Genomic DNA, 13,593 nt, shown 5'->3' with positions numbered 1-13,593 from the left:
CACTAACCTTTTATATAGCATGATAGCGCCGCTGCTATTATGCGTCCTGTGTCGGAGAAGAAGTATGCAAGCTGTTGGCAATACGTTTATCAAACTGTCCTCAATAACCCTACTGGCGCTTAGCGTCAATCTAGTGGGTTGCCAGACTTTTAAAAATCTAACTGGTGCCAAAGATGGCGAGGCAGTAGAAACAGCTGAAAAATCAGAGCAAGGGTATTATAACGAGGCCGTCAATCAGATTGACAAAGGTCACTATATCCAAGGTATCGAAGAGCTGACCAATCTGCGTACATTCTACCCAACCGGACAGTACGCTGAGCAAGCCTTGCTTGACATGATGTATGCACAATACGAAGGCGACAAGTATGAGATGGCGGCAGCAAGTGCTGAGCAGTTTATTCGTCTTTACCCGTCTAACCCCCAAGTCAGCTACGCCTACTATGTGCGCGGCGTTGCCAATATGGAAGGTTCATCTGAGAGCCTAAAGCTATTTAAGCTGAACCAAGCTGAGCGTGATACCGCGTATTTGCGTATTGCCTTTGCCAATTTCCAAGAGCTTATCAATAAATACCCAAACAGCCCGTATGCACCAGATGCCGCTCAGCGTATGACGTTCATCTATAACCAGTTTGCTGAGAGCGAAATGAGCGCAGCCAATTGGTATATCGAGCGTGAAGCTTATGTAGCAGCGGTCAACCGTGCTAAATGGGTATTCCAGTACTACCCGCTAAGTGAATCAACCCCAGATGCTCTTGCGGTATTAGCTTATAGCCATGAAAAACTTGGTCTAACCGATTTGGCAAATGAGTACAAAACGCTGTTGCAGATCAACTACCCAGAAATGCTAACCAGCAATGGTAGTGTGAAATTAAGCACCAAACGTGACCGTACTTGGCTCAACAAGATCACCTTTGGTAAGCTTGGTCGTTCGAACACAACTGACAAATCAGTCGCATCTGGCGAGTATAACGGCGCAACTAAGACACAAATGATTCGTAATGCGGCCCAGTTGAGACTAGCAGGGACTAACACGACGCCTGCTAATACTCCAGTCGCCAATAATGCTGCTGCACGTAATGGTATTAGCGTGGGCTTAGGTCTGCCTGAAGCGTCAGCTGAGCGCGTAACCAGTCAATCAAGTACTGGCTCAACTGCAAGAGAAGCCAATGTCGATCCACTAAACACCAATCCAACACGTCGCACTACGTTAAATGACGACAGTGTGAGTGATATGGATAATAATTGATTACGTTAAATCTTTTAGCCTAACTAACACAGTCTGTATTCATTGATAATAAGGCCAACATTATGTTGGCCTTATTTTTCTAGCAGTATCTTATTACCTCTGCCCCAATATAATCGACCTATGGTAAACTGTTTTTTGTATGAGCATTCCTAACCATATTCTTGAACAATTAAATAGCCAAGCTGACCTGATCAGCATCATTGGCAAACACACCACGCTTAAACGCGCTGGTAGTGAATATAAAGGCTGCTGCCCTTTTCACGGTGAAAAATCGCCTTCTTTTTATGTCAATCCACAAAAAAACATCTATCACTGCTTTGGCTGTAGCGTCGGTGGCAATGCCATCAGTTTTTTGCGTGATTATGAAAATTTGACATTTATTGAAGCTGTTAATGAACTATCAAAGCAAACAGGCATTGAAGTACCGAAAGAAGAACAGCAAAACGTTAGTTATCAACGTCGCGCACCCAAACCTATTGCACCGCCGCCTGTGCACAATGTGCCTAGCCCAACTGTAGAACATAGCAAAGCAAATCAAGACGATACAAATAAAGACAGTCATCAAAACAATGTCGCCCACAGCGACCAAAACTACGTCGACCAGCCCATTTATAATGACAATCAAGGCTACGAGAATTTTCCACCGTTAGACGCTTATGATTCAGCGCCCTATTCGATGGACTCGTATTCCTCAGAGCCATATTTACCAAGCCACGCAGATGATAGTAGCTATCCGCCAGCATGGTTGACAGATACCGATACTGGCGCTGGTATGCAGAACGCTCATGGCATTGAGCAAAGCGATGATAAAGATGGCAACCTGTATGAGCTGCTAGAGCAAATCCAGCAGTTCTATCAACACAACCTGACCACACATCCCCATGCCAAGCACTACTTTTTATCGCGCGGTATCACCGAAGACATCTTTGAGACCTTTGGTCTTGGCTATGCGCCATTTGGCTGGCAGCATCTTGAGCATCAATTTCCGCAGGATATTGAAGGACTAAAAGCCTTAGGATTGGTACGTCAGTCAGAGTCTGGCCGCGACTACGATCTATTGCGCGACCGAGTCATCTTCCCAATTCGTGATAACCAAGGCCGCACTATCGGTTTTGGTGGTCGAGCGCTCGATGACGAAGTAAAGCCTAAATATATCAACTCCTCAGACTCGCCCGTCTTTCATAAGCAGCACGTACTATATGGCTATTATGAATCGCGTCAGCAGCGCGCAGACAGTTGGCTGGTCGTCGAAGGCTATATGGATGTGATCGCCCTTTATCAAGCGGGTATCTATGGGGCAATCGCCTCGATGGGTACAGCGATTAATGAAAGCCAAATATCGCGTCTACTGACACTAAATCCAACGCTTACCTTGAGCTTTGATGGAGATAGCGCAGGACAAAAAGCCGCTTGGCGCACACTTGAAGTTGCCCTGCCTGTACTGGCCGATGACAAAGAACTGCGGTTTTTAACCCTGCCTAACAATCATGATCCTGATACTTTTATTAAGAGTCAGGGCAGCGATGCCATGCGTGAGCAAATCGCTAATGCCATGCCGCTATCACAGTATATTTTTGCGTATTTGAGTGAGCGTTATGACATGAGTCTGGCTGAAGGCAAAGCCAAGCTTATGTCTCAAGTACGCTCGCTGACGACTGCTTTACCCAAAGGCAGTAGCTTTCGCTATTTGCTCAACAATGACGTTTATCAAAAGCTTGGCGGTAAACGCAGTCAGAATGTCGAAGCCAAAGATGCGCTGGTAGACTTTGATGGTGATATGACCATCAGTCAGCAATTGCAGCTGTGCTTTTTGTTTCAGCCGCGCGCGTTAATCGACGACCCTATCGAGTCGATTTGGCAACAGTCAGGGATTAATGGCTTACACCTACCTGCCCATATCAAACAAAAAGCATCACCTGATACCCTGCGTCCTCTTGCTTGGGAAGACTTGCAAGATGCTGCCCTGCTAGACATCGTAAGCACTATCAAGCGCTGTCTTAATTACCTACCAAAAGATGTCAATGCAGCGGCGCATTTTATCTTATCGAACGTAAAGCCTGCGACCCAAGACATGCTCAGCCGTAATTGGGGCGGCTTCTATAAAGCGCTAACCGCACGCAATATTTTGGGGCTTGATGGCCTAATCGAAGAGCTAGTCAGTCAGCTGCTTGAGCGCAACATGAAGAAAAAAATACAAGAGCTGATACAGAACCCTGATCATATTAAGCTTGCGATCGTCCGTAAACAAACCCAATTATTAAATGATTGGCTACGGGCACAGCAGGCAGAGCAATCTGCCCAGATGGTCACTGTGCAGTCTTAATGTTTAATTTCAAATGTTGACCCTTTAAAAGTCTAGCAGCTGCCCCCACTACTAATGATTATGCCCAGTAGCATGAGTCGCTCCTAAATCATTTAGCTGATAGCAAATAATCGGTAAAAAATGGTCGGTAGCTATCACTAGCTCGTGCTTGACGACTGTGGTCTGTGTTAAACTGTGTCGCTGTATATTGACAGCATTGCTTGGTGAATGATTGTGAGCATGCATCGTTAAGCACAAATTTTAGGTATTATTTTTACGTATCCGCTTTTAGATACTATTTTTTAAGTACTGTATTTTTTTAAGTACCATATTGAAGTCTTTTGAGCTTTTCTAATTTTTAGCTGTTTATCAGCATTGTTATTGTAGTGTTTTGAGCCTTTATTCATATCAACTCATTTTTGATATTATTGACAACCTCTACGCCATATTTTGATCAATCGATTGATAAGATCAACGCAAAGAGCGAGCGATAGCGAGTCACAATATAAAAATGTCCGATGCAAGTAAGCGAGTATTTATGAACGATAAGTCAGTTTCTAAGTCCACATCTCAACTGGCCACCTTAATCCAAATGGGCAAAGAGCAAGGGTATCTTACCTACGCTGAGGTGAATGACCAGCTGCCCGACTCTATTACCGAAAGCGATCAGATCGAAGACATTGTGCAAATGCTGACCGATGTCGGTATCAAAATCTTTGAATCAGCTCCTGATGCCGATGACATCTTGATGAATGATGATTCAAGTGATGATGATATGGCAGCAGATGAGGCAGCGGCAGTACTCGCCTCTGTTGAAACTGAGCCTGGTCGTACCACTGACCCTGTACGTATGTATATGCGTGAAATGGGTACGGTTGACCTACTGACTCGCGAAGGCGAGATTGCCATTGCTAAGCGTATCGAAGAGGGTATTCGTGATGTGCAGCATGCCATGTCTTACTGGCCTGGTACCGTACAGTTTGTCCTTGACGAGTATCAAAAAGTACAAGACGGCGAAAAAAAGCTATCTGACGTCATCACTGGTTTCTTAGACCCTGAGACCGAAGAAGACAAAATCGCAGCTCAAGAAGCAAAAGAGGCAGCGAAAGAAGAGCGTGAACGCATCAAAGAAGAAAAAGAAAACCCACCGGTTATCAAAGCCAAGGTCAATGCGAAAGCAGCCGCGCTTGATGATGACGACGAAGACGAAGATGACGTTGAAGACGAAGCTGAAGAAGAAACCAGCGGTCTTGATCCAGAAGAAGTTCGTTTGCGTCTAGAAGAGATTGAGCATCTATTCATTAAAGCCAAGCAAGCCTTGCTTGATTATGGCCGTGGTAGCGTACAGGCTGATACCGCGTATGCCCTACTTGCTGAACGCTTTATGATGTTGAAGCTAAATAACCGCTTGTCAGATCAAGTTATGGCTATTATGCATGACGTCTATGATGACGTGCGTAAGCAAGAGCGTCAAATCATGCGTTTGGTGATTCGCCGTGGTCGTATGCCGCGTGAAGAGTTCCGTAAGACTTTCCCTAGCAATGAAACCAATGTTGATTGGTTGATTGAACGTATCAAAGGTAAGCCTGCATTTGCTGGTACGCTAGAAAAAGTTACTGATGACGTCATTTTACTACAACGTCGTATCCGTGATTATGAGCAGCAGCTCGACATGAAAATCCATGATATGAAAGATGTGGCACGTCGTATGGCTGTTGGTGAAGCAAAAGCTCGCCGCGCGAAAAAAGAGATGGTTGAAGCTAACCTACGTCTGGTTATCTCTATCGCGAAGAAATATACCAACCGTGGTCTACAGTTCTTGGATCTTATCCAAGAAGGTAACATTGGTCTGATGAAAGCCGTTGATAAGTTCGAATATCGCCGTGGTTATAAGTTCTCAACCTATGCTACTTGGTGGATTCGTCAGGCGATTACCCGCTCTATCGCTGACCAAGCGCGCACCATTCGTATCCCTGTGCATATGATTGAGACGATCAACAAAATCAACCGCGTCTCACGTCAGTTGCTACAGGAAATGGGGCGCGAGCCAACGCCTGAGGAATTAGGCGAACGCTTAGAGATGGACGAAGTTAAAGTCCGTAAAGTCCTGAAGATTGCTAAAGAACCTATCTCTATGGAAACCCCTATCGGTGATGATGAAGATTCGCACCTAGGTGATTTTATCGAAGATGGTACGATTTCAAGCCCTGTTGATGATGCGACTGCTGCTGGTCTGCAAGAAGCGACGCGTGATGTATTGGGTAACCTGACTGAACGTGAAGCGCGTGTCTTGAAAATGCGTTTCGGTATCGATATGCCAACCGATCATACTCTAGAAGAAGTCGGTAAACAGTTCGATGTAACGCGTGAGCGTATTCGTCAGATTGAGGCAAAAGCATTACGTAAATTGCGTCATCCATCACGTTCTGAGCACTTGCGCTCTTTCCTTGAAAATGACTAATTTCTCAGAGAAATACTGAGCCTAGTTAATAGGTTTTCGATGATCGCTAAAAATAAAAAAGCTGAGTATATCTCGGCTTTTTTATGCCTGTCAGATAGCTATTGATAACGCTGTAACCCTTTTATTATATAGGTTTTGTGCTACTATCTATTATCAGTGATTATCACAAATGACCACCAATTAGCGTATCAAATGGTGGGCAGATTGGTGGTCAGATTTAACGACTAAATAGGCATACCACCATGGCAACTATCACAACAGACACTCAAGTTAAAAAAGCCATCAAAAGCGCACAAGACCAAAAGCGTGTTTATCACACCATTAGCGGCTATGCTGGCTTACGTTTACGCATACGTAGTGACAGTGTTGAGTTCCAACACCGCTACACACATCCAGCAACTACTAAACGCAAGGAAATGACGCTAGGACATTATCCAGCCTTGACACTTGAACTAGCACGGCAAGCATATAACGATAATCTCAGCTTGTTAGCGCAAGGCATAGATCCAATAGCTCACCGCGATAATAAACGCATAGAACAAACCAATTCTTTAAACAATACCTTCCAAGACGTCGCTCATGACTGGCTTAACGAGTTGACTAATAACCCTGATCATCAGCCAGCACCCAAAACGCTAATTGGTATCAATAGACACATCAAACTTTTAAATAATAGTATTGGTAGATACCCTATTAGTGAAATTACTATCCAACAGGTTTTAAAGTTATGCCGCGATCTTCAAAAGACGCATGTGGACTTAGGCAATAGAGTAAAAACACTAGCTCAGCGTATTTTTGCCCATGCGGTATTACAAGGTCATATTCAATATAACCCAGTATTGCAGTTAGCAGGTGTAAAGGCATTGAAAACAATTAAGCAAACTCATCGCGCATCAATAACAGATCCTAAAGAGTATGCAATTCTACTAAATGAAATTGAAGAGTTAGACGACACACATGGCTATAACAAACCAGTAATACAACTGCTAGCTCTGACCTTTGTTCGCATTGGTGACATGTGTGCGATGAGATGGGCAGACATCGATCTAAACAGTAAGGAATGGATATTAGAACCACAGAAAGGACAAGGACGAGGTGATATGGTAGATAGTATTGTCATACCACTAGCACCCCAAGCCATAGCTATATTAGAGAAAATTCAGCCACTAACAGGCAATCATGAACACGTATTCCATAATACCAGACGCAAAAAAGCACCTTATCACCATACGCTAGCCATTAATAAGTTACTTAATGAGCCAGCTATGAACAGACAAGGTATTGGTAAAGGCTATGAGGGCAAAGGCTATAAAAGCGTTCATACACCACACGGTTTTCGAGCCAGCGCAAAAACGATGCTGATGGAGCGACTTGGCTATGATGAGCTGCTGACCGAAATACAGCTAGGTCATCAGATGCTAAATAAGTATGGCAGAGCTTATAATCGTATGCAGGCAATAGACAAAAGAAAGCAAATGATGACCGACTGGGCGAACTACTTAGACGATATAAAGGTTGGTAATTTTGGAAATTGCTAAAAAATTCAAGTAAACCGTCAAGTCATAGTCAAGACGGTTTACAGATTTCGCAAATACTCTATTCGAGAACTCTAAAAGAATTAGGTCTTTAATTAAAAAAATTCCTCTTGAATGGTTTCCAAATATATTTCAGAATTAGCTAAAGCATGATATATAGCATGGTAGAAAGAGTTTATAGGATAATCTAACATTATATCTAATAAATATTCCTTATGAACCGTCTTTAATTGATTAGGCGTGCCCAGGTACCTTCTTAATCTATTCAATTCCTTAGATAAAACTGCTGAGCCCTTAGAGATATAAGAATCTACCATTAAGTTCTTAAACTGAAACTCAATTCTATTTCTTACACTAGCTTCCAATGCAGTATCCTTAAAGTTTGTATAAAACACTACAGCTATGCCTTGAAAGTCTTTTTGGGTAAAGAAAGGCTGATCTATAGGTACTCTTGCATAAACCCACTGCTTATCAAAAATGTCATCATAGTGTTCAAAATATGGATGTATAATCAAAGGAGAATTATAGTTTGAAAGCTCATTCAATTTAAAGTTACAGTCATTACAACAAGGGACTAAGTTTGATGGAGTTATACTTAATAGCGGAAAATCACTTTTAGGTAGATAATGATCAAGACATTTGACTAGGTTTTCACTACAATACAGACAGTTCTTACTAGAGTTTCTCATTTTATTGTAATAGTCAGATGCTCCTTTGTTTTTCTTTAACTTTTCATATAAATTAACGATATCACTATGTTCTATCTCTTTATCCACTACGTGAGATTCGTAATTGACAAAAGAATGTAATGCATTGACTTGCGATAGTTCAGCGTACCGATTTGCCGAATGAACAAAGAAGCTCTTTTTATGAATAAGTGAGCTTTTCAATATTCCTGGATTCATCGAATTTACACATGCGTCAAAAATATCGCTATATTTGATATCAGGTTTATTATTTCTTTTCATGCTTCTGGATAACCGTTAAGCTTTGCTGTTTTATTATGTTGCAGTAAATATAATAAACTTACCGCCTCCGAGCCTAGCTGTTTATCAAACTCTTCTTTTATCTCTCTTACACTATTATTGTCGTCAAACTTTTTACGCAATAAGTTATAGAACCCTGTGGATTTTACTTCTAAAGAAAAGATTTCGTGTGTTAATGTACTAACATTTTCACCAAAAGTTTCGACTTCGGGCCTTTCGAACTTAATGTCATCGCCATACCTACTCATAGCATAAATGCACGATTTTGGAATTTCTTGTAATACTACAGGTGAATGTGTTGCAAAAATGCATACACCATTTTTTTTGACTAAGATATCGTTTATAGCTCTTATAAGTGCAGATAGCAACGGAGGATGTAGATGCGTCTCAGGCTCATCGAAAAGAACTAGAGTTTTTTCAACCACGTTAGCAATCAAGTTAACTATAACCAGTAACACCATCGCATGACCAGAGCTTAATGTTCTAAAATCTTCAGGAGTAAAGTTATTTTTAGCTCCTTGTAGAAGAGAACTTATAACGGAATGCTCATAACTATCAGTAAAATACATCAATATTTCTTCAAAAATTTCCGTCATAGAATTTGAAGACCTTATATCACCTAGATGTGTGAAAAATTCGTTAGATAGGTCCTTAATATTCTTTATATAATATTCATTATCTTTATTTTTTTCCTTAACTCCTATATATGAAAACCTTTGAGAATCAATTATATCAGGGAAATACTCCCCAAAAATACTATAAGTTATATATATGACTTTACTGAAATATTCTGAGTCGATTTTTTCACTCCAAGTGGCACCTCTCGTATTTAAATATTTGGTAAATATCCCGTCTTTATTCTCTTGTATAAGTTGGTTGAACATTGCGTTCAAAATGCTAGTTTTACCTACACCATTTCTTCCAATCAGAGCATGTGTATTTGTGGGAGGAGTTGATAAAGCCTCCACATTGAATTTAATATCGTTTCCGAGGTAATTAAACTCAAAATCATAATCACTAAGCTTTGCACCTCCTGAAAGGATTCTTGAGAACTGATTCTTAATCTGCCAAGTATCTACTGTTCTAAGCAAAGATGCAGTAAAAGCTGATTCATCAGAATATTTAGAGACAGCGCTTGGATTCGTAGCTAAATCGTTTATTTGCGATAAAATTTGAATAGATTCGTTACCAAATATACTAAAAAGCTTTTCGTAGAATTCAGGTGTTTGACCCAATGAATAGAAATCGTCTCCAATCTCTTCAAACACTGGAGAAATTTTGTTGTATGTTCTATCTGTATAGATTTGCGCGTAATCAGCTCTAGGCTTTTGACCTATAAAACTAATCTTGATCTCCCCAATTGGAATTCTTTCGTAATTTACATCAATGTAGTACATATGAAACATTGTTATAAAACCGAAGTCGTCCCAGTCATCTTTTGATAGAGTAAAAGAGTTTGCTGGAACTTTCCCGATAGAATTGCCGTAGTTAGTTACATAATACTTATACATTATGAACCCCTGATAAATAAAAGTTTAAGAATATTGATATTAGTTTAGATTCCATCTAATTGAACAACTTAGATATAAGGAATTAACCTTCTAGATATTCATGGTTCTACCGATTCTTATTGAAAAGATTGGGAGCTTTTTAATATGCTTTATCATTTCACAAACTCATAGATTAGGAAATTGGTTTATAGGTTTTGCTAAAGGTATTAAGTAGTTATAATCATTTATAGATTGAATGTTACATGGTAATTATGAACCTCTTAAGCTATCTATAATATGCATAATAGCATCTGAGTCAGAGACCATCTTGAATTCTGTGTAAGTGTAAGTATAACTAAACCACTCTATGCCTCTTAAAATTCTCAGCCTGATCAAATATCTCTTTATAGACCTCTTTCGAGTCCACAGGTGGATAGCCCCATTCATCGAGCAGTACCATCAGATCAAATTCTAGCTCCGCTTTGATATCGTCGCGCTTGTTCCAGTCAGTATACTTAGCTTTATCATCTACAAGGATTTTAACCTCTTTAGATAACTCAATGAGTTTGTCCTCTGGATAGCTAAAATCATATTTATGAGCCAACAGTAGCAAAATATCATAAAAAGCTTTTTCTTCGATATCTATACCCATCTCACCAAAAGCTTGCATCTCTTTCTTCACGCCATGTATTAAGTCGATAATATGGTCAGTAAAATCATTGAAGACCTTAGAGTTTAAGATATCATTCTCGTCACGGTCGTTATACTTCTCGACCAAGGCATTCATCTTCTTACTAAAATCAACGCCCTTCACTTTATTGGTTTTTTTCAACTCACCAATGGCTTTTGCGAGCAGCTGTTGCAGTAGCTCTAACTTGGTATTCGGCTGTTTAATCACTTCAAGCTTTGCCAAATAGTCTTCATCGAAGATATCGATCTCACCGTCTGTGTTATCACCTAGCTTAAAGATCTCTTCAACGCCATCACTCATCAGCGCGTCTTTTACCAGATCGCGTACCTTTTGATTCATCTGCTCAACGTCAGGTGCGCCGCCAGTCGTGATTTTAAAGATGATGGTACGAATGGCTAGGTAGTAATGAATCTTGTCTTTATGCGCCTTGGTGAGCGCTTCACTACCCACGCAAATATCATAGGCAGACTTCAAACGCTTAGCCAAATCCATAAAACGCTTTTCTAGCTTTTTAGATCGCAGTGCAAAGTCAGCCGCCGCATTCAAACAGTTGAGCTGCTCTAGTGGTGTACCGTTGAAGTACAGGGTGGAGTCGAAGTTATAGTAGACAGTATCTAGTAGATTTAAGTGGTCTTTCACCACCACGACTGACTTTTGGATATCGTCTAGGTTTTGAACCTGACCACTGGTGTAATGCGAGAGCGCCAGATTCATCTGCTTTTTGATGCCGATGTAATCCACGACTAAGCCGCTTTCTTTGCCTTCAAACTTACGATTGACCCGTGAGATGGTCTGAATCAAGCTATGCTTTTGTAGGGGTTTATCAATGTAGATGGTATCAAGAAAGGGTACATCAAAGCCTGTAAGCCACATATCAACGACGATGGCGATCTTAAAGTTAGATTTGCCGTTTTTAAACTGACGGTCGAGCTCTTTACGATAGTCTTTATTACCGAGATTGTCCCACATGCCTTTTGCGTCGTCTTTGTTACGAGTCATGATCATTTTGACTCGCTCCATAGGCATGACATTTTTCTTGTCGCTCTCTGACAAGGTTGAGCCTTCCTCGCATGCTCTTACTTCATTCCATTCAGGACGCAGCGCTATGATGTCTTTATATAACTGATAGGCAGCTTCACGGCTGCTACAGACAAACATCGCCTTGCCTTTTTGCGTCGTACCTTCCTCTACTCGCGCTTCATAATGTGTCACAAAGTCTTCAGCAATGGCTCTGATGCGGTCAGGGTCACCAAGAATGGTGGACATACTCGCCATGGCTTTTTTGCTTTTCTCTATTTGGTACTCATTAGTGCCAGCGTCTGCACTTTCTTTATAGTATTTTTCTACTTCATCCAGCTGCTTGCTATCGAGTAATACTTTGGCAGCGCGACCTTCATAGACAATACGTACCGTGATTTCATCGAATACCGACTCAACCATGGTATAGCTATCAATGACTGGGCCGAAGACATCTAAGGTGGCATCAATTGGTGTACCTGTGAAGCCAACGTATGTGGCATTGGGTAATGAATCATGTAGGTACTTAGCGAAGCCGTAAGTCTTTTTCACGCCATCTTCAGTGACGGTAATCTTTTGCTGGAGGTTAATTTGGCTACGATGCGCTTCGTCTGAGATACAGATGACGTTGGTACGCTCTGTCAGTAGGGCTAAGTCTTCAGTGAACTTATGAATGGTGGTTAGGAACACACCGCCACTTCTGCGACCTTTTAACTGTTCGCGTAGATGCGCTCGACTTTCGACACTGATGATATTGTCATCGCCGATATAGGTCTTAGCATTGGTAAAGGTTTCAGACAACTGACCGTCTAAATCGGTGCGATCGGTGATTAATATAATGGTTGGGCTACCAAGCTCAACGTCGCGCATCAGCAGACGTGCGAGAAATAGCATTGTAAAACTCTTACCACAGCCAGTGGCACCAAAGTACGTACCACCTTTACCGTCTCGTAAGCCATTATCATTTGTTAAGTTGCCATGATTATCGAGCAATTTCATGTGCTGCTTAATATTGTCAAACAGCTTAGTAGCAGCATAATACTGCGGGTAACGACAGACGATTTTCTCTTCCCTACTTGATTTGTCAGGCACATAGATGAAGTTGCGGATGACATCAAGCAAACGTGCTTTATCAAACAATCCGCTCATCATGGTTAGTAAGGAATGGATGCCGTCTCTCTCAAGCTTTTCATCGCCTGTCACTTTACGCCAAGAGTAGTAGAACTCATACGGGGCAAAGAACGAACCCATCTTTGAGTTGACCCCATCGCTGATGACACATAGCGCATTGTATTTAAACAGCTCTGGAATATCGCGCTTATAGCGAGTGGTCAGCTGGGTGTAGGCATCAAACATGGTGGCATCTTCACGGATGCTGCTCTTAAACTCAAACACTACCAGTGGTAAGCCGTTGATATAGAGAATGCCATCAGGAATACGCAGCTCAAAGCCTTGTATCTCCATCTGATTGACGATGCGATAGCAGTTGGTGTCTGTAGCTTGGCTGTTTTCTGAATGCCCAGCAATCACATCATAGTCGATAAGCTGGATGTATAGGTCTTTTTGGGTATAGTCCTCACGCTTCAAGAAAAACCCATCAGCGACAAACTTCATAATGGCTTTGTTGGTGTCGTAGAGGTCAGAAGCAGAAAGATATTCGAGCTTATGAATGATGGACTCAATTTCATACTCTGTGATCAAGTCATCTTTATAACGGGTTGCTAGAAACTGTCGAAGATCAGACTTAATCAGCACATCGTCAGGGTTGCGGTCAAGTGCTTCGCCAACCATGTGTGGATAGCCCTCAGCTGCTATTAGCTCGATAATGGCTTGTTCAAGTCTGTCTTCAGTAAATTTCATGTTAA

General features: G+C 41.5%; 7 protein-coding genes. 4 read left to right on the top strand and 3 right to left on the bottom strand.

Annotation, left to right across the window (positions count from 1 at the left end; translation table 11 throughout):
- The first annotated feature begins 64 nt into the window (after positions 1-64).
- The 4 genes from SJY28_RS08785 to SJY28_RS08770 all read left to right on the top strand — a co-directional run bounded on the left by SJY28_RS08785 (position 65) and on the right by SJY28_RS08770 (position 7,547).
- On the top strand, positions 65-1,246 hold the full coding sequence (locus SJY28_RS08785) for an outer membrane protein assembly factor BamD (RefSeq protein WP_057759574.1): 1,182 nt from the start codon (positions 65-67) through the stop codon (positions 1,244-1,246).
- A 139-nt stretch (positions 1,247-1,385) separates the two neighbouring features.
- Complete coding sequence (locus SJY28_RS08780) at positions 1,386-3,569, top strand: DNA primase (protein ID WP_379544147.1); 2,184 nt, start codon at positions 1,386-1,388, stop codon at positions 3,567-3,569.
- Between the two features lie 517 nt (positions 3,570-4,086).
- The gene (rpoD, locus tag SJY28_RS08775) at positions 4,087-6,009 is read left to right on the top strand and encodes an RNA polymerase sigma factor RpoD (RefSeq protein ID WP_191115137.1); all 1,923 of its coding nucleotides are present in this window, start codon (positions 4,087-4,089) and stop codon (positions 6,007-6,009) included.
- A 242-nt stretch (positions 6,010-6,251) separates the two neighbouring features.
- Positions 6,252-7,547: a tyrosine-type recombinase/integrase gene (locus SJY28_RS08770; RefSeq protein ID WP_379544146.1), complete on the top strand. Its 1,296-nt coding sequence runs from the start codon at positions 6,252-6,254 to the stop codon at positions 7,545-7,547.
- Positions 7,548-7,639: 92 nt separating this feature from the next.
- On the opposite strand, the gene SJY28_RS08765 is transcribed toward SJY28_RS08770, so the two are convergent.
- The 3 genes from SJY28_RS08765 to SJY28_RS08755 all read right to left on the bottom strand — a co-directional run bounded on the left by SJY28_RS08765 (position 7,640) and on the right by SJY28_RS08755 (position 13,588).
- The gene (locus SJY28_RS08765; protein ID WP_379544145.1) at positions 7,640-8,512 is read right to left on the bottom strand and encodes an HNH endonuclease; all 873 of its coding nucleotides are present in this window, start codon (positions 8,510-8,512) and stop codon (positions 7,640-7,642) included.
- Positions 8,509-10,041 carry an AAA family ATPase gene (locus tag SJY28_RS08760; RefSeq protein WP_379544144.1) on the bottom strand — a complete coding sequence of 511 codons (1,533 nt, stop codon included), beginning with the start codon at positions 10,039-10,041 and terminating at the stop codon, positions 8,509-8,511. Before SJY28_RS08760 ends, SJY28_RS08765 begins: the two co-directional genes overlap by 4 nt.
- Positions 10,042-10,375: 334 nt before the next feature.
- Complete coding sequence (locus tag SJY28_RS08755) at positions 10,376-13,588, bottom strand: type I restriction endonuclease subunit R (protein ID WP_379544143.1); 3,213 nt, start codon at positions 13,586-13,588, stop codon at positions 10,376-10,378.
- Positions 13,589-13,593: the final 5 nt, after the last annotated feature.

Source organism: Psychrobacter sp. R86515 (assembly GCF_042466315.1).
GTDB lineage: Bacteria > Pseudomonadota > Gammaproteobacteria > Pseudomonadales > Moraxellaceae > Psychrobacter.
This window is presented reverse-complemented; position numbering and strand designations above follow the sequence as displayed.

What these genes read in the sequence shown, in the direction of transcription:
- SJY28_RS08755 (WP_379544143.1), bottom strand. Translation starts at nt 13,588, where the DNA reads ATGAAATTTACTGAAGACAGACTTGAACAAGCCATTATCGAGCTAATA.
- SJY28_RS08785 (WP_057759574.1), top strand. Translation starts at nt 65, where the DNA reads ATGCAAGCTGTTGGCAATACGTTTATCAAACTGTCCTCAATAACCCTA.
- SJY28_RS08780 (WP_379544147.1), top strand. Translation starts at nt 1,386, where the DNA reads ATGAGCATTCCTAACCATATTCTTGAACAATTAAATAGCCAAGCTGAC.
- rpoD (WP_191115137.1), top strand. Translation starts at nt 4,087, where the DNA reads ATGAACGATAAGTCAGTTTCTAAGTCCACATCTCAACTGGCCACCTTA.
- SJY28_RS08760 (WP_379544144.1), bottom strand. Translation starts at nt 10,041, where the DNA reads ATGTATAAGTATTATGTAACTAACTACGGCAATTCTATCGGGAAAGTT.
- SJY28_RS08770 (WP_379544146.1), top strand. Translation starts at nt 6,252, where the DNA reads ATGGCAACTATCACAACAGACACTCAAGTTAAAAAAGCCATCAAAAGC.
- SJY28_RS08765 (WP_379544145.1), bottom strand. Translation starts at nt 8,512, where the DNA reads ATGAAAAGAAATAATAAACCTGATATCAAATATAGCGATATTTTTGAC.